This is a genomic window from Szabonella alba, assembly GCF_016765775.1.
GTDB lineage: Bacteria > Pseudomonadota > Alphaproteobacteria > Rhodobacterales > Rhodobacteraceae > Szabonella > Szabonella alba.
Genome location: NZ_JAESVN010000002.1, coordinates 130,855 through 152,440 on the forward strand (window position 1 = coordinate 130,855; position 21,586 = coordinate 152,440).

The window sequence follows — 21,586 nt, forward strand, 5'->3', positions numbered from 1 at the left end:
CCGGCCAAACTGAGAGCCGGAAATTTTCCTGTTGCACCTGACCGCAGGATGCCATTCCGGGTCAGTCTCGCCACCCCCTGTACAGGCGGTTGCATCGGCGATTTTTAAGTTATACTATTACATAACTTAAATTTGAACCCGAGGCCCCCCATGCAAGCGCAAACCCGTCTTCCTGTCACCGTGCTCTCCGGTTTCCTTGGCGCAGGGAAAACAACGCTTCTGAACCATGTGCTGAACAACCGCGAAGGCCGCCGGGTTGCGGTGATCGTGAACGACATGTCCGAGGTGAATATCGACGCCGATCTGGTCCGCGAGGGGGCGGAACTGTCGCGGTCCGAGGAAAAGCTGGTTGAAATGACCAATGGCTGCATCTGCTGCACCCTGCGCGATGATCTTTTGTCCGAGGTGCGCAGGCTGGCTGCGGAAGGCCGCTTTGACTATCTGCTGATCGAATCCACCGGCATCGCCGAACCCCTGCCCGTCGCCGCGACCTTCGATTTCCGCGATGCCGAAGGGCAGAGCCTGTCGGATGTGGCGCGGCTGGACACCATGGTCACGGTGGTCGATGCGATCAACCTGCTGCGTGATTTCTCCAGCCATGACTTCCTGACCGACCGGGGCGAAAGCCTTGGGGAAGGTGACGAACGCACGCTGGTCAATCTGCTGACCGAACAGATCGAATTCGCCGATGTGATCGTCCTGAACAAATGCGCCGATGCCGGGGCCGAACGGGTGGATGCCGCGCGCAAGATCATCCGCGCGCTGAACCCCGATGCAAAGGTGATCGAGACGGATCAGTCCCGCGTCGCGGCAGACCGCATCTTCGATACCGGCCTCTTTGATTTCGACCGCGCCCATGAACATCCGATGTGGGCGAAAGAGCTTTACGGTTTCGCCGATCACACGCCCGAAACCGAGGAATACGGGATCTCCTCCTTCGTCTACCGCGCCCGTGCGCCCTTCGATCCCGCCCGGGTCCATGCGGTGCTGAACGGCGATCTGCCCGGCGTGATCCGGGCCAAGGGGCATTTCTGGCTGGCGACAAGGCCCAACTGGGTGGCCGAGTTCAGCCTTGCCGGGGCGGTGTCCTCCGTCACGCCGCTGGGGGGCTGGTGGGCCTCGGTGCCGCGCGACCGTTGGCCGACCCATCCCGACATGCTGGCCGAAGTCGCCGCGAAATGGGCCGAACCCTGGGGCGACCGGCGGCAGGAGATCGTGTTCATCGGTGCCGGCATGGACCGCGAGGCGATCACGGCGGCGCTGGATGCGGCCCTTGTGCGGGCGGGCGATTTCACGCCCGAGGCATGGAGCGATCTGGCCGATCCGTTCCCGGCATGGCGGCGCGCCGCATGAGGCGGAACCTCTCTGCCCCCCGGGCGGTCTGGCGCAGCACCGATCCGATGCGCGCCCATGACCGCCTGCCCGCCCCGCTGCGCCATTGGGCCATACAGGCCGCCCTGCCGTGGAGCGCCACCTCGCTGCTGCGGATCTGGCGGCGGGCGCTGGCGGAAACCGGATGTGAAGCCGCAGCCCTGAACCGGCTGCGCGCGGCCGAGGCTGCAAGGCTGGCCCGCGACGCCACCGCAGTCTGGGGGCTTGCCCATCCCCCGGCCCGCCCGCCCGGTCAAAGCCGGATGTTGTAGCGGTCCAGCGTCAGGCCATCAAAGGAAATCTCGGGTTCCTTGCCCAGCACCAGATCGGCCACCGCCCTGCCCGATCCGCAGGCCATGGTCCAGCCCAACGTACCATGCCCGGTGTTCAGGAACAGGTTCGGATAGGGCGTGCCGCCCAGAACCGGCGTGCCGTCCGGTGTCATCGGGCGCAGGCCGGTCCAGCCTTCGAATTTCTCGACATCGCCGCCCTTGGGGAAAAGGTCATTGATGACATAGCGCACCGTATCGGTTGCATGCGGGCCAAGGCGGTTGGAGTATCCGGCAATCTCGGCGGTGCCTGCCACGCGGATGCGGTCGCCCAGCCGGGTGATCGCCACCTTGTGGGTTTCATCCATGATCGTCGATTGCGGGGCCATCGCGTCATCGGTGACAGGCAAGGTGACGGAATAGCCCTTCACCGGATAGACCGGCAGGCGCAACCCGATCGGGTTCAGCACGCGGGGGCCATAGGGGCCAAGGGCGCAGACATAGGCGTCACCCGTCACGCGGCCCTCCTTGTCGGTATCAACGCCCGCAACGCGGCCATTTTCAACCGCGATGCCCTCGATGCTCTGGCCGTAATGAAACTCGACCCCCAGTTCGGCGGCCTTTTCGGCCAGCGCCATGGTAAACAGCCGGCAATCCCCGGTCCGGTCGGCGGTCAGTTGCAGCCCGCCCACGAATTTCTCGCGCACTTGGGCCAATGCCGGTTCGGCAGCGATGCAGCCCTCACGGTCCAGCACCTGAAACGGGCTGTCGAACTGGGCCAGAATTTCCTGATCGGCCTTCGATCCCTTCATCTGCTTTTCGGTGCGGAACAACTGTAGCGTGCCCTGCGACCGCCCGTCATATTCGATACCCGTTTCGGCAATCAGATCGGGCAGGCTGTCACGGCTGTAATTCGAGATCCTCACCATGCGCGACTTGTTCACCGCATAGGCGGCGTCATTGCAATTGGTCAGCATCTGCGCGCCCCATTTCCACATCGTGGGGCTGATCAGCGGCCAGATGAACAGCGGCCGGCGCTTCATGAACAGCCATTTCAGCGCCTTCACCGGAACGCCGGGCGCGGCCCAGGGGGAGGTCATGCCATAGGACAGCTCGCCCGCATTGGCATAGGAGGTTTCCAGCCCCGGACCCGGCTGCCGGTCCAGCACCACGACCTTGGCGCCGCCCTTTGCCAGATACCAGGCCGTCGTTACCCCGATCACACCCGCACCCATCACCACGACCTTCATCGCCTGCCCCTTTCGCAACCTGTCATTCCTGCCAGCTTGCTTCGGCAAAGCCCGAAAGACAATGCCCCGCCCGGTCAGGGGCAGGGCAACGGGGTGGTCACAGGCTCAGGGCGGCTGTGCCGCTCAACCCGGGGCCTTGGCAAAACGCAGATAGGGCAGGCGGATGTCCAGCTCGCCGAAACGCTCCCGCGCCTGTTCGTCATTCAGGCTCAGCGCCACGATCACATCCTGACCGGGCTGCCAGTTCGCGGGCGTGGCCACCGGCACGCCATCGGTTGCGCGCACCGCATCCAGCGCGCGCAGGATCTCGGCAAAGTTGCGGCCCACCGACATCGGATAGGTCATGGTCAGGCGCACTTTCTTGTCCGGCCCGACGATATAGACCGTGCGCACCGTCGCGGTATGGGCGGGGGCGCGCCCCTCGGTCGGCAGGTAATATTCGGCGGGCAGCATGTCATAGGCCTTGGCCACGGTCAGCGATGTGTCGTCGATGATCGGGAAATCGGCAGGCGCGCCGCCAAAGGCCTCGATATCGCGCTTCCACTTGCCGTGATCCGCAACCGTATCCACCGAAACGCCGATCACCTTGGTGCCGCGTTTCGCGAATTCCGGTGCAAGCTGCGCCACCGCGCCGAATTCGGTCGTGCAGACCGGCGTGAAATCGCGCGGATGGCTGAAGATGATGCCATAGCTGTCACCCAGCCATTCATGAAAGCGGATCGTGCCTGCGGTGCTTTCCGCCGTGAAATCGGGGGCGGTGTCATTGATGCGGACGGACATGCGAAATCTCCTTATCCCGTGCTGTCTGCCTTACAGATAGGCGCGGTGCAGGGGGCCTGCATCCCCCTTTCGGCCCCGCCTTGTAAAACGGGACAATCTTGCCCACCTCGATGAAAAGGCAAAACCGCGTTCGTCACTTTGTCGGGTTTGCGGAACGATTCCGGTCGTTCCTGCGCTTGCAGGCGGCAGGTTGCGGTGACAGGCTCTGCCCAACATGAAGGAGATCCCCATGATCGAGAAACGCGAATTCTACATCAACGGCCAATGGGTCGCCCCCGCCAAGGCCCGCGACTGCGAGGTTATCAACCCCTCCTCCGAAGAGGTCTGCGCCGTCATCAGCCTTGGCGATCAGGCCGATACCGATGCCGCCGTGGCCGCCGCCAAGGCCGCCTTCCCGGCATGGGCCGCAACCGCACCCGCCGAGCGCAAGAAGGTCGTTGAGGGCATTCTTGAACAGTACAAGAAGCGCGCCGAGGAAATGGCACAGGCCATCAGCCTTGAAATGGGCGCGCCCATCAGCATGAGCCGCGACGATCAGGCCCCTTGCGTGTCCTGGCATATCGAGGGGTTCCTGCAGGCCTTTGACGATGTCGAATGGATCCGCCCGCTGGGACCGCATGCCCCCAGCACCCGCATCGCGATGGAGCCGATCGGCGTTGTCGGCCTGATCACGCCGTGGAACTGGCCGATGAATCAGGTCACGCTGAAGGCGATCCCTGCGCTGCTGGCGGGCTGCACCTGCGTGCTGAAACCATCCGAGGAGGCGCCGCTTTCGTCGCTGCTGTTCGCAGAATTCTGCCATGATGCGGGCGTGCCGCCGGGCGTGTTCAACCTTGTGAACGGCGATGGCGCAGGGGTGGGCAGCCAGTTGTCCAGCCATCCGGATGTGGAAATGATTTCCTTCACCGGGTCCACGCGGGCCGGCAAGGCTATTTCCAAGGCGGCGGCCGAAACGCTGAAGCGGGTGACGCTGGAACTGGGCGGCAAGGGCGCCAACCTGATCTTTGCCGATGCCGATGACAAGGCGGTGGAACGCGGCGTCAAGCATATGATGTATAATTCGGGCCAAAGCTGCAACGCGCCCTCGCGGATGCTGGTGGAACGCCCGGCCTATGACCGCGCGGTCGAGGTCGCGGCCCGTGTCGCATCGGAAACCGCCGTTGCACCGGCCAGTCAGGAAGGCGCCCATATCGGCCCGGTGGTGAACCGCCGCCAATGGGACCAGATTCAGGGCTATATCCAGAAGGGCATCGACGAAGGCGCGCGTCTGGTCGCGGGCGGTCCCGGCCTGCCGGAAGGCATGAACAAGGGCTTTTATGTCCGTCCGACCGTCTTTGCCGATGTGCGCCCGGGCATGACCATCGAACGGGAGGAGATCTTCGGGCCGGTCCTGTCGATCATCCCCTTCGAGACCGAGGAAGAGGCGCTGCATATCGCCAATGACACACCTTACGGGCTGACCAACTATGTCCAGACGCAGGATGGCCAGCGCCGCAACCGGCTGGCACGCGGTCTGAAATCCGGCATGGTGGAAACCAATGGCAAGTCGCGCGGACAGGCCGCACCCTTTGGCGGCGTCAAGGCCTCGGGCCGCGCGCGTGAGGGCGGCATCTGGGGCATCGAGGAATTCCTTGAGGTCAAGGCCATCTCGGGCTGGGACGACGCGGCCGAGTGATGTGATGGGGGCGGTGCCCTTCTGAAAGCCGGTTCAGGTTACAGGAACCGTCGGAGCGCGGGCGGATCAGGAAAGGCACGGCCTTTCCCCGCCCGCAGCGCCCGGTGAGCCAAATGATCGCTTCAGCATGGGCGACAAAGGTCAGCGCCTGCCCCGGCGAGCGAGAAGTGCCCGCCATGGGCGGGGCGGGCACTGGCCGGGTGCTTTGGCCCCCGCCTTTCATCTTGCAAAACGACGTGCGTGGCCACGGCGATGGCCGTGTCCATGGCAATCGCAAGGGCGAGGTCTTTGCCTTGAAGGCTTGCGCCCCCCCCTTCAGGGGCAAAGCGCGCCGCGATGGCCGATCACATGGGCGGCCAGCCCTGCCCCCGCCTGCACCGATGCGGACAGATCCTGCCCGGTCAGCCAAGCGCCCAGAAAACCGGCGTTGAAACTGTCGCCCGCCGCCGTGCTGTCAACCACCCGTTCCACGACCACGGGCGCATGGTGCGCGCTTTTGCCTTCGGTCAGCGTCAGGATCTCCCCGCCGCCATTCTTGACCACCACCAGCCCCGCCCCGGCAGCCGCATAACGCGCCGCCGTTGCGGCAGGGTCGGCATCACCGAAATGTGTCGCCTCATCCTCATGCGAGGGCAGGACGATATCGGCCAGCGCCGCCGCCTCCATCACCGCATCACACATCGCCGCCCCGTCGGGCCAGAGCCGGGGCCGCAGGTTCGGATCGAAGACCACGATCCCCCCCGCCGCCCGCGCGGTGCGCAAGGCGGCATGAAGGGTCGCGCGGCCCGCCCCCTCCAGCACCGCCAGCGTGATGCCCGAAAGATAGATCACCCCGGCCCCGGCAAAGGCCCGGTCCAGCCGCGCGCGGTCCTCGGCCAGACGGCGGGCCGCACTTTGGCCACGCCAATAGGAAAAGGAACGCTCTCCGTCCTTCAGTTCGATCATGTAAAGCCCCACCGTCCGGTCGGGCAACCGCGCCAGATGCGCGGTTCCGATCCCGGCATCGGTCAGGAAATCCAGCATCCGCGTTGACACTGCATCCGTGCCCACCGCGCTGAGGTAATCGACCGACCAGCCCGCCGGCAGGGCGCGGCGCAGATACCATGCGGTGTTCAGCGTATCACCGGCAAATCCCATGCTGAAACTGGCCGGGGCATCCCCCGGTGCAAGCTCGATCATCGCCTCACCGACCGAGATGATACGCGGGGAAATCTGCCTTGCCGTCATCGGTTCACCTTGCAGGGCTGCCGCCGGGCGGGACCGTCCCGTCCGGGCCGGAATGCCGGGCCCGGAAACTGGCATATCAGTTGCGGTGACGCAGGGAAAGACGCCCGGGGGCTCACCCCATGCGCAGCGGATCGGGCAGGCCGAAAATATCCTGCGCGCGCTCACCGGATGCCAGTCGTTTGCGCAGCATGTCTTCGCGGCGCAGCTTGTCCTCGCATCCCGGCAGCAGCGCCTCCAGCCGTTCAGGCGCGATTGCCACCAGCCCGTCATCATCCCCAAGGATCACATCGCCGGTCCGGATCATAAGCCCCGCGATGGAAACCGGCAGGCCGATACTGCCTTCGCGGGCGCTCAGCGGCCCCCTTGGATTGACGGTGCGGGTATAGACCGACAGGCCCGGCATGCGCCGGATCTCGGCCACATCGCGTACCGCGCCGTTGCAGACCACCCCGGCCACGCCTTTCGCAACCAGATGCCCGCACAGGATATCGCCGATCATCGCATGGCTGCCATCGCCGCCCGCGTCGATCACCAGCACATCCCCCGCGGCCACCAGATCCATCGCCGCCTGAACGGCCCCGAAATCGGGCGGCATGCAGCGCAGGGTCAGCGCGCGGCCGAACAGCGGCGGCTGTTCACCCGGCGGACAGATCGGGCGGATCGCCGGGTCGATCAGGCAATCCGGCCCGATATCGGCCGCAACCGAAGACGGAATAACCCGCCAGCGCGCCGCCATGGCGGGATCCAGCGGCGCGATCTGCGCGAGATGATGAAGGATCGGCATTGCAAATCTCCTTTTTCAAAACGGAATCCGGGCGCGCGGCCCGGTCAGATGATCCTGCCGGGTCAGAAATTCACCCGGTCGCCGCCTTTCAGGGCCAGCATCGCGCGGGCCTCATCCGGGGTTGCCACCTCCAGCCCCAGCCCTTCCAGAATGCGGCGCGCCTGCGTGACCTGTTCGGCATTCGACTGCGCCATCCGCCCCGGCCCGGACCACAGCGAATCCTCAAGCCCCACGCGGATATTGCCCCCCATCGCCGCCGACATGGCGGCAATGGGCAGCTGATGCCGCCCCGCCCCCAGCACCGACCAGACATAATCCTTGCCGAACAGCCGGTCGGCGGTGCGTTTCATATGCTGCACATCCTCGGGATGCGCGCCGATCCCGCCCATCAGGCCAAAGACCGTCTGCACGAACAGCGGCGCCTTCACCTTTCCCGCGTCAAGAAAATAGGCAAGGTTGTACAGATGCGAGGTGTCGTAGCATTCGAATTCAAACCGCGTGCCGGTTTCGGCCAGCGTATCCAGCACGAATTCAATATCCTGATAGGAATTGCGGAAAACGATATCGCGATTGCCCAGATGCTGCGCTTCCCAGTCATGGCGGAACTCGGTGAACCGCCCCAGCATCGGGAACAGCCCGAAATTCATCGACCCCATGTTAAGACTGGCCACCTCGGGCGCGAAATCGCGGGCGGGTTTTACCCGCTCGGCCACGGTCATATAGGGCGCGCCGCCGGTGGTCAGGTTCAGCACCGCATCGGTGCGCTGCTTGATGACCGGCAGAAACCGCGCAAACCCCTTGGCCGACTGATCGGGGCGGCCATCGGCATGACGGGCATGCAGATGGATGATCGCCGCCCCCGCCTCGGCCGCGCCCACGGCGGCCTCGATGATCTCTTCGGGCGAGACCGGCAGGGCGGGCGACATAGACGGCGTATGAATCGCGCCCGTCACGGCGCAGGTGATGATGACTTTGCGGGCCATTGCGGGCTTCCTTCCGGTGTCAGAACTGCTTGAGATAGGCGGCAAGGCTGGCCAGCCTTTCATTGCGTCCGGCCGTCGCGACGGCCAGACGGTCGGGGTCAGGCCCATGCGGCCAGGCCGCAAGAATGCGCGCGATCCGGTCATCGTCATAGACATCGGCCCGGGCCGGATCATCGGCCAGACGGCGATAGAACCCGGTATAGCGGGCGCAGTAATCCGCGATGCCGCCGGGCGCGTTCAGGTCGATGGTCGCGAAAGGCCCGATGAAGGACCAGCGCCGCGCCAGCCCGTCGGTCAGGGTCAGGTCCAGATCCTCGGGGCTGACCACACCATCAGCGACCAGCCGGAACGCCTCGGCCAGCAGCGCGCCCTGCAGCCGGTTCAGCACGAACCCGTCCACCGACCGGTTCAGCGTGATCGGTGTCTGGCCCACATCGCGGTAAACATCCTGCGCGCAGGCCATCGCCCTGGGCGCAGTCCAGGGCGCGCCACAGATCTCGACCAGCGGCACCAGATGCGGCGGATTGACCGGATGCCCCACCAGGCAGCGCGCCCGGCCCGGCACCGCTTTGGAAAAGATCTCGGGGATGATCGCCGAGGTGGAGGAGGCAAGGATCGCGTCGCGCGGGGCCAGCGCATCCATCCGGGCGAACAGATCCTGTTTCAGTTGCGGGTTCTCGGGGCCGTTTTCCTGCACGAAGGACACGCCCTGCAGGGCCGCCTCCATCGTATCGCAGACCGTCATCCGCGCCACCAGTTCGGCGGCAGGCGCAGTCAGACCGTGCCGGGCAAGGATTTCGGCATCCGCTGCTGCGGCCGCAAGAAACCCGTCCCGCGTGGCCGCATCCGGATCCCAGATCTGCACGGACCAGCCCGCCCGCGCAAAGACGACTGACCACGCGCGGCCGATCAGGCCCGCGCCGATGATGGCGGCGGTTCGGTTTTCGGGGGGCAAGCGGATCTCCTCCTTGGTTCGGCAGTGGATTTGGCGGCGGGCATAGCCCTTGCTGTGATCTCAGATCACAGATATCCTGCCACAGGCTATCCGTCCGGTCGAATGGAATTTTCGTGGAACCCACCTCTGCACTTGGCGGCCCGATTGCCCGCGAACCGACCCTTGGCGATCAGGCGCATGACCGGCTTTGCGCGCTGCTAATGGCGGGGCAGGTCGCGCCGGGTGACCGGCTGTCGCTGCGCGATCTGGCCGCCCGGTTGGGCATTTCCGTCATGCCGGTGCGGGAGGCCGTGGCCCGTCTGGCCGCCTCGGGCGCGCTGGACGTGTCGGCCAAGCGGGCCGCGTCGGTGCCGCTGATGGGGCTGGCACGGTTTCGCGACATCACGAAGGTGCGGATCGAGGTCGAGGGTTTCGCCGCCGCCGAGGCCGCGCGCAACCGCAGCACGGACGATCTGCAGCGCATCGGGGCGGCCGAGGCCGCATTCCGCGCCCTGCGCGATGACCGGTCCGGTGATATGGCCCGCGCGGTGCAGATCAATCAGGAATTCCATTTCGCGGTCTATGCCGCCGCCGGGTCGCCGACGCTGACCGAACTGATTACCCCGCTCTGGCTGCGGGTGGGGCCGGTCCTGAACCTTGATCTGCGCGCCAGCCCGGAACGACTGCAGAAAGGGCAGGCCGTGGCCTGCCATGCGGCAGCACTGGCCGCGATCCGCGCGGGCGATGCCGAAGGGGCACGCGCCGCGATTGCCCGCGATATCGCCTCTGCCGCCGAATTCATCATTGCCCGGGGCTGTCTTGCCCCCTGAACCCTGCCCGGAGGACTACGGAATATGGATCTGAAGCTGAACGGTTGCCGCGTCATTGTCACCGCAGGTGCGGCCGGTATCGGACTGGAGGTCGCCCGCGCCTTTATCGAAGAAGGCGCGCGCGTCTGGGTCTGCGACGTGGATCAGGCCGCCCTGGACGCGCTTGCGGAATCCGACCCCGCGATCCGCGCCGCCCGGTGCGACGTGACGGATCGCGCGGGCGTTGCCGCCTTCTTTGCACAGGCCACCACCGATCTGGGCGGGCTGGACTGTCTGGTGAACAATGCGGGCACCGCCGGGGCCACCGCAAAGGTCGAGGAGACTGCGCCCGAGGACTGGGACCGCTGCGTCGATGTCTGTCTGACCGGCCAGTTCAACTTTGCCCGTCTGGCGGCACCGCTGCTGCGCGCCAGTGACAACGGATCCATGATCAACTTCGCCTCGGCGGCGGGCAAACACGGATTCGCCCTGCGCTCGGCCTATGCGGCGGCGAAATGGGGGGTGATCGGCCTGACCAAATCCCTGTCCATCGAGCTGGGTGAGGACGGCGTGCGCGTCAATGCAATCCTTCCCGGCATCGTCGCGGGCGACCGCCAGCGCCGCGTGCTGGAGGCCAAGGCGCAGCGTCTGGGCAAGACCTTTGCCGAGATCGAGGCGGCGGCCTTCTCCTATACCTCGATCCGCGACTATGTCACCGCGCGGCAACTGGCCGACCAGATCCTGTTTCTGGCCAGTCCAAGGGGGCGGACGATTTCAGGGCAGGCAATCTCGGTCGATGGCGACACAAAGATGCTGGCCTGATGGCACGGCGCCCCATGCCGGCGGATGGTCATTCCTCTGCCGGCACCATATCGACCGACTGACCGCTGGTCTGCCCGCCCGCGCTGCGCAACACACCATGGACGGGCAGCACATCGCCATAATCGCGGCCCCGGGCGACGGTGACGTAATCGGGGCCCGCCATCTGGTCATTGGTCGGATCAAATTCAACCCAGCCCATTTCCGGCCCGCACCAGGCCTGCACCCAGGCATGCATCGCATCCGCCCCTTCCAGACGCGGCTGGCCCGGCGGCGGAAAGGTGCGCAGAAAGCCCGAGACATAGCCCGCCGGAACCCCGATCCCGCGCAGGGCCGCAATCATGACATGGGCGAAATCCTGACAGACGCCCCGGCCCTGCGCGAACGCCTCGGCGGGGGTTGTGTCGACGGTGGTTGCCGCCGCATCGAATTCCAGCCTGCGATGCAGCGCCTGCCCGATGGCCTGCACGGCCTGAAACACCGTCATGCCGGGGCTCAGGCAATCGCGGGCGAAGTCGGTCACCTCCTCCAGCGGTGCCACGCGGGCCGAGGCCCCGGAAAAGTGGTGCGGCGACAGGGGGTCCAGACCCTGTTGTGCCGCAAGGGTTGCGGCCAGCGCGGCCAGCGGCGGCGACAGATCCAGAAATGGCGGATCGGGCAGACGGTCGATCCGCGTCTGAAGACTGTAGGTGATCGCGGTCACCGGATGGTGCCAGCCCACGGTCGTGGTGACATTGCCGAAGAAATCGGTGAAGTCGCGCCGCTCATCCGGGGGCGGATCAATCGTCAGCAGGGCCGAATGGACGCTTTGCGCCGCATCCCCCTGCGGGATCAGCCGCAGGATCGTGCGCACCCCGTCCGATGGCGCGGCATAGGCATAGTCGATCACAAGGCGGATATCATAGATCATGGCGGCCTATCGCAGACAGGAGGCGGTCAGAATTTCGGATAGGTTCTGCAAGCCCGCGCGGATCGCGGTCAGACGCTCCGCCGTCAGATCATCGGGCAGCGCCACGCGCAATTCGGCCTCCAGCGGCAGCAGCGCAGTCAGCAGCGGGCCGGGGCGGCCATGGTCATCGGCGCCCGGCAGATCCTCGGCCAGCGCACGCAGTCGCCGGATCTGGAACAGGATCGCGCGCGGATTGTCGGCATCCAGCGCCAGCAGGTCCACCACCGTATCGCGCCCGGTTTCCACGCGATAGCGGCGCTGATGGGTGATGACACTGTCAGCCACCTCGACCGCGATATCGAAGGATCCGACCGGTGCTGCGATATCGGCAAAGCGCAGCAGCAGCGCCGCCAGCGCATCGGCCCGTTCCAGCGCCCGGCCAAAGGACAGAAAGCGCCAGCCTGCGAAACGATACATGTTTTCATGCACCAGCCCTGAAAAGCCCGCCATCTTGCGCAGCAGCACCGACATGGCCCGCGCCGTGTCATCGCCGGGCCGGGCGGTTGCGGCCATGCCTTGCGCCGTCCGCTCCAGATCCCCCAGCGCGGCCCAGCCATCGACCGAGAACCGGTCGCGCACCTGCGCGGCGCAGCCCCGGGCGGTGGCGATGCGCTGCAACAATCCTGCGGGCACCGGCAGGTCGGGATCGACCCCCAGTTCGGTCAGATAGGTGCGCAGGCCCGTCAGCAGCGGATCGGCAGTGTTGTCAGTGCCCGCCAGCCGCAGATGCAGCGCCCGGATCAGCCGGATCACATCCTCACCCCGCTCGACATAGCGGCCCAGCCAGAACAGGTTGTCCGCCGCGCGCGACGGCAGGATGCCCGGGCTTTGCCGCTGAAATTCGCCGACCTGCGGCGGTGGGGCCAGCGTTTCCTCGGGCACGTCCTGATCTGACAGGATCCAGACATCGGCCACTGAACCGCCGCGCTGCATGGCCAATGCGGTGGCATCGCCGGATTTTCCGATCCGCGCATAGCCACCCGGCATGAAGCGCCAGCCCTGCGCGGTGCGCGCGGCAAAGACCCGCACCGTCATCGGGCGCGGCTGGATGCGGCCCTCATCCCAGACCGGGGTGGTGGAGAGGGTCACCGCCTCCTGTCCCACAAGCTGCCCGGCCTGCGCCTCAAGCCATTCGGCAATCGTGCCATGTCGACCATCGCCCCGGAAGGTGCCGCCCAGCGCCGAGGCGCCGCCAAGATCAAAGGGCAGATCGCAGGAAAAGGCCGGCCCGATCAGCATCTGCGCCGCATTGTCGCGCACATGGGCGCGCTCGGCCTCGCCGCCGCACCACCATGTCGCGATATTGGGCATAGCCAATGGCGCCCCGGTCAGGATTTTCGAGATGCGCGGCAGGAAGGCCAGCATCGCCCGCATTTCCAGCACGCCTGAACCCAGCGCATTGACCAGACCCAGCCGCCCCTGTCGCAGCGCCTCGACCATTCCCGGCGTGCCGATGCGCGACGCGCCGTCCAACTCCAACGGATCGGCAAAGGATCCGTCGACCCGCCGCCACAACACGCCCAAGGGCTGCGGCCCGTCGATGGTGCGCACCATGGCGCGGCCATTCTCGACCAGCAGATCCTCCCCCTCCAGCAGCATCATGCCCAGATAGCGCGCGATATAGGTCTGTTCCCAATAGGTATCGTTCGAGATCCCGGGTGTCAGGATCGCGGCACCGCTGCCCCGGCCCTGCGCCCGGGCCAGCCCGTTGATCGCATCGCGGAATGCCCCGAAAAACCCCGCCAGCCGCTGGATGCGCGCCCGTGTCACGCGCTCGGGGAAAATGCGCCCTGTGGCCATGCGGTTTTCCAGCGCGAAACCCGCGCCCGAAGGCGCCTGCGTGCGGTCACCCAGCACAAACCATGATCCATCCGGCGAGCGCCCGATCTCAAAGGCCAGAAGATGCAGGAAATGCCCGCCCACCGGCGCTATGCCGACCATCGGGCGCAGCCATTCGCGCGACCCTGCAATCAGATCGGCGGGCAAATGCCCCTCGGACACCAGACGGCCGGGGCCGTAAAGATCGGCCATCACAAGTTCCAGCAGATCGGCCCGCTGCGCCAGTGCGTCGCAGATGCCCGCCCATTCGCTTTCATGCAGGATGACGGGGATATGGCTCAGCGGCCAGTCACGCTCCTGCAACGGATCGTTGGAATATTGCCGGAAATAGACGCCCGCATCGCGCAGATACTGGTTGCCCTGTTCAAACCGCGCCGCAATCTGCTCCGGCGTCAACTGATGCAGGGTCGCGACAAGATCGGCCCAGACCGGACGGATATGCCCTTCGGTATCGAACAGTTCATCCGCGACGCCGGGCGCAGGATGATAACCCGACAGGTAATCCGCCACCGCCTGCGGCGGAACGGTCAAGGGGGAAAGAGGGTCGGCCATGGGATCGGTCCTGAACCTTTGCGCTATGTCAGCCCGGCCGGGCGGCGCAGATCGAGCGTCATGGGAAACTCGGGATGCGGGGTTTCGGTTGCGGGACGATAGGCCCCGGGGCTGTGGCCATGCGCCTCGAACCGCGCCAGCCTGCGCGCCTCGGCCTCATAGCCATTGACCGGGAAGGTGTCATAGTTCCGCCCGCCGGGATGGGCAACATGATAGGTGCAGCCCGCCAGCGCGCGCCCCGTCCAGTCATCATAGATATCGACGACCAGCGGCGCATTGACCGGCAGCACCGGATGCAGGGCCATGGCCGGTTGCCATGCCTTGAACCGCACGCCCCCCACCGCGACGCCTGCGGTCTGTGTCCGCGCCAGCGGCACCGGGCGACGGTTGACCATGACGCGGTAGCGGTCCTGATGCAGGGTCGTCAGCTTGACCTGCATCCGTTCCACCGAACTGTCGGTATAGCGCACCGTGCCGCCGATGGCCCCGGTTTCGCCCAGCACATGCCAGGGCTCAAGCGCCTGCCGCAATTCCAGATGCACGCCCTCGGCCTCGATCTGCCCGCAGAAGGGGAAGCGGAATTCGGCCTGCGCCTCGAACCAGACCGGATCAAAATCGAACCCATGGGCGCGCAGATCGGCCAGAAGATCCTGCAGATCCTCCCACAGGAAATGCGGCAGCATGAAGCGGTCATGCAGCACCGTGCCCCAGCGGACGGGGCGGCCCGTCACAGGCGCATTCCAGCAGCGCGCGATGATGGCGCGGATCAAGAGTTGCTGCGCAAGGCTCATGCGCGGATGCGGCGGCATCTCGAAGCCGCGGAATTCGACCAGCCCCAGCCGGCCCGTCGGGCCATCGGGGGAATACAGCTTGTCGATACAGATCTCGGCGCGATGCGTGTTGCCCGTCACATCGGTCAGCATGTTGCGCAGCAGGCGGTCCACCAGCCATGCGGGCGGCAGATTGCCGCCCTGAACCGGATCGCCGATCTGCGACAGCGCGATTTCCAGCTCATACAGCGTGTCATGCCGCGCCTCGTCGATCCGGGGCGCCTGCGAGGTCGGGCCGATGAACAGGCCCGAGAACAGATAGGACAGGCAAGGATGCCGCTGCCAGATCAGGATCAGCGATTTCAGCAGATCGGGACGCCGCAGGAAGGGGCTGTCATTCGGCGTGGCGCCGCCGACCACGACATGATTGCCGCCGCCCGTACCGGTGTGGCGTCCGTCGATCATGTATTTGTCGGCGCCAAGTCGGCACTGGCGGGCCTCCTCGTAAACCGCCTCGGTCGTGGCCACGCAATCGTCCCAGCTATGGGCGGGGTGGATATTCACCTCGATCACCCCCGGATCGGGGGCGACGCGGATCACGTTCAGGCGCGGATCGTTCGGCGGGGAATAACCCTCGATATGGATGGGCAGGCCCAGTTCCGACGCCGTCACCTCGGCCGCGGCCAGAAGGTCAAGATAATCCTCAAGCGATTCACAGGGTGGCATGAACAGACACAGCCGCCCGTCGCGCGGTTCGATCGCGATGGCGGTGCGCACCTCACCGGTTTCGGGGTCGGCACCGCCTTGTCCGATCACCGACTGGCGCGCGGTTTCATCCCGCTCGCCCTCGCTCACCGCCTGTTTGTGGCCTGCGGTCACCTCGGGCAGCATCGCGGCCTGTTCGGCGGCCTCGGTCGCGGCGCTGCGGTAGGCTTCTTCGCTGCCACGCGCAGCGACAGCCGCATGGAAATCCGGCAGCGGATAGCGGGGAACGGTCGGGTCCACCGGATAGCTGTAGGGATAGGACGAGGGCGGCACATAGGGCAGCGCCCCCAAGGGCAGGCGGAACCCCACAGGGCTGTCGCCCGGCACAAGGAACAGCTTGCCCCGGCGCGGCTGCCACAGTTCCGACCGCCAGCGCAGTTCGCGTGTCGCCGCCGCCTGCCAGCGCTGGATCGGCAGGACATAGCCCGCCGGATCGGTCAGCCCGCGTTCGAACACCCGGGCATAGCGGGCGCGGTCCTCGGGGTTTTTCAGCTTGGAGTTTTCCGGGCTGACATTGGGCGGCAGATTGGCCTCTTTCAGGATCCATTCGGCAGGGTCCTCATAGGCCGGTTGCGCATGGACGGGTTCAATCCCCAGATGTTCAGCAAACCGCGCCATGAAGCGCCCCGCCTCTGCGTGCCCCGCCGGAACGGGGGTCTGTTCCCGCGCGATCAGATCGGGATTCTTCCAGACCGGCGCACCATCCGTCCGCCAGTAAAGCGAGAAGGTCCAGCGCGGCAGGCTTTCGCCCGGATACCATTTGCCCTGCCCGTAATGCAGGAACCCCCCCGGCGCGAAGCGGTCGCGCAAGCGGCGGATCATCTGATCGGCCAGCGCGCGTTTCTGCGGACCCACGGCCTCGGTATTCCATTCCTCGCTTTCGAAATCGTCGATGGAAACAAAGGTCGGTTCGCCCCCCATGGTCAGGCGCACATCGCCCTCGGTCAGGCTTTGATCCACCTTTGCGCCCAGCACGTTCAGCCGGTCCCATGCCTCATCGGAAAAGGGGCGGGTGATGCGCGGGTGTTCGGCGACGCGCCGCACCGTCATGTCGAATTCGAAATCGACCTCCGGTGCGCCTGCCGAGGAAAAGCCCCCCGAAATCGGCGCCGCATTGCGGAAATGCGGGGTGGCGGCCAGCGGGATATGGCTTTCGCCGGTCAGAAGTCCGCTGGTCGGATCCAGCCCGATCCAGCCCGCGCCGGGCAAATAAACCTCACACCAGGCATGAAGATCGGTGAAATCGACCTCGGTGCCTGACGGGCCGTCCAGCGCCTTCACGTCCGGGGCAAGTTGAATCAGGTAGCCCGAGACAAACCGCGCGGCAAAGCCCAGATGCCGCAGCATCTGCACCAGAAGCCAGCTTGAATCCCGGCATGATCCTGACCCGATTTCCAGCGTTTCCTCGGGCGTCTGCACGCCGGGTTCCATGCGGATCGTGTATTTCACCAGTTGCGAGACCTGCGCGTTCAGCCCGACCAGAAAATCCACTGTCCGGGTCTGGCTGCGGTCCAGCCCCGCAACCAGCGCGGCCAGACGCGGCGTGGCCGGTTCGGGATTGCGATAGATCGACAGATCGTCACGCAGATCCGCCGGATAGTCGAATGGCCAGTGCTGGGCGCTGTCCTCGACGAAGAAATCGAACGGGTTGTAGACGGTCATATCCGCGACCAGATCGACCTCGATGCGGAACTCGCGCACCGGTTCGGGGAATACGAACCGCGCCAGCCAGTTGCCGTAAGGGTCCTGCTGGTGGTTCACGAAATGGCCGCCGGGGCTGACCTTCAGGCTGTGGGAAATGACGCGGGTGCGCGAATGCGGGGCAGGGCGCAGGCGGATGATCTGCGGCCCCAGTGTCACAGGGCGGTCATAGCGATAATGCGTCAGATGGTGGATGGATGCGTGAATCGCCATGGCACTGGTTCCCTGATAATGATGTCGCCCGTTATGGCATGTCGTGACGGGCAGGTGCAGCCCTCATGACCCCATCCGCTTGGGTTTGGGCCTGTCTGTGCCTGAAAATCGGGCAATTGTGGCGGCCGCGTTGCGGTTTGTCCGGCGCAAAACGGCCCGCCCCCGCCAAGGGACAGGCCGCCTGCCTTGCAATCCGGAAGCGGGTCGTCCCGCAGATCCGCGCGATCAGCGCAGCATCTGTTCAATCTCTTCCCGGGTGCCGAAGCCCAGTTTCACCGCCGTATCCGCAACCGATGCCCCATCGGCCAGCGCGGTCTTGGCGATCTTGGCCGCTTTGGCGTAGCCGATATGCGGCACCAGCATCGTGGCCAGCACCAGACTGTTTTCCAGCGCCCCCTCGCATTGCGCGACATTCGCCTCGATACCCTGCACGCAGCGGGTCGCCAGCGTGTCCATCGCCTGCATCAGGATGCGCATGGATTGCAGCACATTCAGCACGATGATCGGTTCAAACGCATTGAGCTGCAATTGCCCGCCTTCGGCGGCCATGGTCACGGTCAGGTCATTGCCGATCACCTGAAAGGCGACCTGATTGACAACCTCGGGGATCACCGGGTTGATCTTGCCCGGCATGATGGACGATCCGGCCTGCACCGCGGGCAGGTGGATTTCGTTGAAGCCTGAACGCGGACCCGAGGACAAAAGCCGCAGATCGTTGCAGATCTTGGACAGTTTCACCGCGATGCGCTTCAGCACCGAGGAAAAGGTGACATAGGCCCCGGTATCCGACGATGCCTCGATCAGGTCGGTCGCCAGTTTCGCCTGCAGACCCGAGACTTCGGCCAGTTCGGCCACCGCCGCCTCGGCATAGCCGTCGGGCGTGTTGACCCGGGTACCGATGGCGGTGCCGCCCAGATTGACCTCCAGCAGCAGGTTGGACAGCCGTTCGATGATCTGCACATCCTCACGGATCGTGGTGGCATAGCCCGCGAATTCCTGCCCCAGCGTCATCGGCACCGCATCCTGCAACTGGGTGCGCCCGATCTTGCGGATATCCTTGAACGCCTCGGCCCGTTCGGCAAAGGCATCGACCAGCCGTTGCTGGGCGTCGATGAAGGCCGAGCATTGCGAAACGATCGCCAGACGCATCGCGGTCGGATAGACGTCATTGGTGGATTGCGAGCGGTTCACATCGTCATTCGGATGCAGTTGCGCGTAATCGCCAGGCTTGAACCCCATTTTCAGCAGGCCCAGATTGGCGATCACCTCATTGGCATTCATGTTGGTCGAGGTGCCTGCCCCCCCCTGAATCATGTCGACGCGGAACGCATCATGCCAGCGGCCCGCGATGATCTCGTCGCAGACCTCCTCGATCACGCGGGTCTTTTCAGCCGACAGAACGCCCAGCCCCTGATTGGCCCGGGCGGCGGCCTTCTTGACCCATGCCAGCGCGCGGATGAACTCGGGGAACAGGGCCAGTGGCAGGCCGGAAATCGGGAAATTGTCGATGGCGCGTTGCGTGTGGATGCCCCAGAGACAGGTGCGCGGCAGGCTCATCTGGCCAAGGCTGTCTTCTTCAAGGCGCTGGTCGGGCATTTCGGGTTCCCCATGGGTTTGCGTTTGCTTGCCGGACAGATGGGGCCGGATCGGATTTTCGTCCAATGCAAATTCTGCATCACCCATGCGGAACGTCGCTAGGGCACCTTCGCCGCCAGCGCCTGCCAGACCGCATCCACCTGCGGGGAGGGGGAGCGGCGCGGGCGATAGGCGCAGATCTCCATCGGCAGTTCCCATTCCGGCCCGCCCACCGGGGCGATCAGCGCCGCACTGGCCGCATCCACCGCGCTTTCAGGCATCCAGCCAACCCCATGGCCCGCCACGATCACCTCTTTCAGCACATCCGACATATCACATTGCACCGCCATCCGATAAGATAGCCTGTTGCCCGCCCGCGACAGGATATGTTCGAAAAGTTGCGCGAAATAGGCGCGTTGCGCATAGGCGATCAGCGGAAAGGGCGTGCGCGGCGTGCCCGGAAAGCCGAAATCGCGCCCCCGCACCGCATAGGGCAGAAACCGGTCGGCCCGCAGCACCAGCCGGTCCTGCGCGGCAAGGCTTTCATGGCTGGGCAGCATCGGGCAGTCATGCGCCAGCAGAAGATCCGCATCCCCCGCCAAATAGCGCGCCGTCACCTCGGCGGTGGTGCCCACGATCACCGAAAAGGAACTGCGCGCACCGGTCCCGATCACCCCCAGCAATTGCCGGAAATCGCTGCGCGCCAGCACATTGGGCATGGCAAGGCGGATCTGGCTCATCACCTCGAACTGGCTGGAGCGGATCGCGGCGCGGGTTTCCAGAAGGCGTTCGACCGAAACCTGCGCCCCTTCGCGGAACTGTTCGCCCGCATCAGTCAGGCGCACGGGTTGCGAGCCTTTCACCACCAGCCCGGTGCCGACCCAATGTTCCAGCGACTGGATCCGGCGCGAAAAGGCCGCCTGTGACAGATTGCGGAATTCCGCCGCGCGGGTGAAGTTCCGCAACTCGGCCAATGCCAGAAAATCCTGAAGCCAGCGAATATCCATGTCCGATCCTAGCCCCGGCAGGGGGGCGGGCGGAAGCACCTTCTTTGCCTTGGCAGCGCCGCCCGAACAGGTCAGATTGGCTCCGAAGATATCCCGGTCCCGCACAGGGTCCGGGATCCAACCAGTACAAGGATTACCTAATGACCGATGGCTTTGCCCGTTATCCCAGCCTTGCAGGCCGCAGCATCTTCATCACCGGCGGCGCCTCGGGAATCGGTGAACTGATCGTGCGCGCCTTCGCCGCACAGGGGTCGAATGTCGGCTTTGTCGATATGGATGCCGAGCGCAGTGCCACCCTTTGCGCCGAACTTCCCGGCGTCGCGCATGAGATCTGCGACCTGCGCGATATCGAGGCGCTGCGCCGCGCCTTTGAAGCGCTGAAGGACCGGATCGGTGCCGCGACTGTGCTGGTCAACAATGCCGCCCGCGACGACCGTCATGACTGGCGTGAGGTGACGCCCGAATACTGGGACGACCGCCAGAACACCAATATCCGCCATCAGTTCTTTGCCATTCAGGCCGTGGCCCCCGACATGATCGCCGCCGGGGGCGGGTCGATCATCAATATGGGATCAAACAGCTGGTTCGAGGCGGGCGGCGGCTTTCCTGCCTATACCACCGCCAAGGCCGCGGTGCAGGGCCTGACCCGCACCATGGCCCGCGATCTGGGGCCGCATCGCATCCGCGTCAATGCGGTCGTGCCGGGCTGGATCATGACCGAGCGGCAGAAAGAGCTTTGGGCGACACCCGAGGCGCTGGAAAAACACCGCCAGCGGCAATGCCTGCCCGATCTGATCGACCCGGTTTACGTTGCGCGGATGGTGCTGTTTCTGGCCTCGGATGACGCGAAGATGTGTTCAGCCTCCAGCTTCATGGTCGAGGCCGGGTCGATCTGAGCGGAGGCGGACGGCGCGGGCCTTTGCAGAAACCCGCGCCCGAAGGGCTGATCAGATTGCCGACTGGATCCAGCTGGCAAGCGCCGCCTTGGGCGCCGCGCCGGTCTTGTTCGACACGACCTGCCCGTCCTTGAACAGGAACAGCGCCGGAATGCCGCGCACACCCAGAGTGGCCGGGCTGTCGGGGTTTTCGTCGACATTGACCTTCACGATCTTCACCTTGCCGGCATATTCTGCCGAAAGCTCTTCCAGAGCCGGACCGATCTGGCGGCAGGGGCCACACCATTCAGCCCAGAAATCCACAACGACGGGAATGTCCGACTGGCGGACCTCGGCGTCGAAGGTCGCGTCGGTGACAGCGGTGGTGGCCATTACATATCTCCTGAAAGGAATGTGTTGGGCCTGAAGGTAAGGACGC

18 protein-coding genes are annotated in these 21,586 nt (G+C 65.4%); 6 read left to right on the forward strand and 12 right to left on the reverse strand.

What is annotated here, in order from left to right:
• Positions 1-150 precede the first annotated feature (150 nt).
• Together JL811_RS05095 and JL811_RS05100 are read left to right on the forward strand one after the other, a co-directional pair.
• A complete protein-coding gene (locus JL811_RS05095) occupies positions 151-1,353 on the forward strand; it encodes a GTP-binding protein (RefSeq protein WP_202687420.1) in 1,203 nt (400 codons plus the stop codon).
• The gene (locus JL811_RS05100) at positions 1,350-1,643 is read left to right on the forward strand and encodes a DUF6525 family protein (RefSeq protein WP_202687421.1); all 294 of its coding nucleotides are present in this window, start codon (positions 1,350-1,352) and stop codon (positions 1,641-1,643) included. The genes JL811_RS05095 and JL811_RS05100 overlap by 4 nt, the downstream gene beginning before the upstream one ends.
• On the opposite strand, the gene JL811_RS05105 is transcribed toward JL811_RS05100, so the two are convergent.
• A complete protein-coding gene (locus JL811_RS05105) occupies positions 1,625-2,890 on the reverse strand; it encodes a D-amino acid dehydrogenase (protein WP_202687422.1) in 1,266 nt (421 codons plus the stop codon). The genes JL811_RS05100 and JL811_RS05105 overlap by 19 nt on opposite strands.
• A gap of 123 nt (positions 2,891-3,013) precedes the next feature.
• Positions 3,014-3,670: a peroxiredoxin gene (locus JL811_RS05110; protein ID WP_202687423.1), complete on the reverse strand. Its 657-nt coding sequence runs from the start codon at positions 3,668-3,670 to the stop codon at positions 3,014-3,016.
• A 229-nt stretch (positions 3,671-3,899) separates the two neighbouring features.
• On the opposite strand from JL811_RS05110, the gene JL811_RS05115 reads away from it, so the two are divergent.
• Positions 3,900-5,345 carry an aldehyde dehydrogenase family protein gene (locus JL811_RS05115; protein WP_202687424.1) on the forward strand — a complete coding sequence of 482 codons (1,446 nt, stop codon included), beginning with the start codon at positions 3,900-3,902 and terminating at the stop codon, positions 5,343-5,345.
• 315 nt (positions 5,346-5,660) lie between these two features.
• Here JL811_RS05115 and JL811_RS05120 read toward each other — a convergent pair whose 3' ends face one another.
• The 4 genes from JL811_RS05120 to JL811_RS05135 all read right to left on the reverse strand — a co-directional run bounded on the left by JL811_RS05120 (position 5,661) and on the right by JL811_RS05135 (position 9,294).
• Positions 5,661-6,572, reverse strand: coding sequence for a sugar kinase (locus JL811_RS05120; protein WP_202687425.1), 912 nt, complete (start codon positions 6,570-6,572; stop codon positions 5,661-5,663).
• 112 nt (positions 6,573-6,684) lie between these two features.
• Positions 6,685-7,356 carry an RraA family protein gene (locus JL811_RS05125; RefSeq protein ID WP_202687426.1) on the reverse strand — a complete coding sequence of 224 codons (672 nt, stop codon included), beginning with the start codon at positions 7,354-7,356 and terminating at the stop codon, positions 6,685-6,687.
• A 62-nt stretch (positions 7,357-7,418) separates the two neighbouring features.
• Positions 7,419-8,339 (reverse strand): 3,5-dioxohexanoate:acetyl-CoA acetone transferase, encoded by a 921-nt coding sequence (gene kce, locus JL811_RS05130; RefSeq protein ID WP_202687427.1) that lies wholly within the window; start codon positions 8,337-8,339, stop codon positions 7,419-7,421.
• A 19-nt stretch (positions 8,340-8,358) separates the two neighbouring features.
• The gene (locus JL811_RS05135) at positions 8,359-9,294 is read right to left on the reverse strand and encodes a 3-hydroxyacyl-CoA dehydrogenase (protein WP_202687428.1); all 936 of its coding nucleotides are present in this window, start codon (positions 9,292-9,294) and stop codon (positions 8,359-8,361) included.
• A gap of 113 nt (positions 9,295-9,407) precedes the next feature.
• Here JL811_RS05135 and JL811_RS05140 point away from each other — a divergent pair, with 113 nt between their 5' ends.
• Complete coding sequence (locus tag JL811_RS05140; RefSeq protein WP_202687429.1) at positions 9,408-10,103, forward strand: FCD domain-containing protein; 696 nt, start codon at positions 9,408-9,410, stop codon at positions 10,101-10,103.
• Positions 10,104-10,127: 24 nt separating this feature from the next.
• A complete protein-coding gene (locus JL811_RS05145) occupies positions 10,128-10,904 on the forward strand; it encodes an SDR family oxidoreductase (RefSeq protein WP_202687430.1) in 777 nt (258 codons plus the stop codon).
• A gap of 28 nt (positions 10,905-10,932) precedes the next feature.
• Here JL811_RS05145 and JL811_RS05150 read toward each other — a convergent pair whose 3' ends face one another.
• The 5 genes from JL811_RS05150 to JL811_RS05170 all read right to left on the reverse strand — a co-directional run bounded on the left by JL811_RS05150 (position 10,933) and on the right by JL811_RS05170 (position 20,272).
• Complete coding sequence (locus JL811_RS05150) at positions 10,933-11,811, reverse strand: transglutaminase family protein (RefSeq protein WP_202687431.1); 879 nt, start codon at positions 11,809-11,811, stop codon at positions 10,933-10,935.
• Positions 11,812-11,817: 6 nt separating this feature from the next.
• Positions 11,818-14,241 carry a circularly permuted type 2 ATP-grasp protein gene (locus tag JL811_RS05155; protein ID WP_202687432.1) on the reverse strand — a complete coding sequence of 808 codons (2,424 nt, stop codon included), beginning with the start codon at positions 14,239-14,241 and terminating at the stop codon, positions 11,818-11,820.
• 23 nt (positions 14,242-14,264) lie between these two features.
• Positions 14,265-17,690: a transglutaminase family protein gene (locus JL811_RS05160; protein WP_202687433.1), complete on the reverse strand. Its 3,426-nt coding sequence runs from the start codon at positions 17,688-17,690 to the stop codon at positions 14,265-14,267.
• A gap of 225 nt (positions 17,691-17,915) precedes the next feature.
• On the reverse strand, positions 17,916-19,286 hold the full coding sequence (locus tag JL811_RS05165; RefSeq protein ID WP_202687434.1) for an aspartate ammonia-lyase: 1,371 nt from the start codon (positions 19,284-19,286) through the stop codon (positions 17,916-17,918).
• 98 nt (positions 19,287-19,384) lie between these two features.
• Positions 19,385-20,272 carry a LysR family transcriptional regulator gene (locus JL811_RS05170; protein WP_202687435.1) on the reverse strand — a complete coding sequence of 296 codons (888 nt, stop codon included), beginning with the start codon at positions 20,270-20,272 and terminating at the stop codon, positions 19,385-19,387.
• Positions 20,273-20,412: 140 nt separating this feature from the next.
• Here JL811_RS05170 and JL811_RS05175 point away from each other — a divergent pair, with 140 nt between their 5' ends.
• Positions 20,413-21,168: an SDR family NAD(P)-dependent oxidoreductase gene (locus JL811_RS05175; RefSeq protein WP_202687436.1), complete on the forward strand. Its 756-nt coding sequence runs from the start codon at positions 20,413-20,415 to the stop codon at positions 21,166-21,168.
• A 51-nt stretch (positions 21,169-21,219) separates the two neighbouring features.
• Here the strand turns inward: JL811_RS05175 and trxA are convergent, their stop codons facing one another.
• The gene (gene trxA, locus JL811_RS05180) at positions 21,220-21,540 is read right to left on the reverse strand and encodes a thioredoxin (RefSeq protein ID WP_202687437.1); all 321 of its coding nucleotides are present in this window, start codon (positions 21,538-21,540) and stop codon (positions 21,220-21,222) included.
• Between the last annotated feature and the right edge of the window lie 46 nt (positions 21,541-21,586).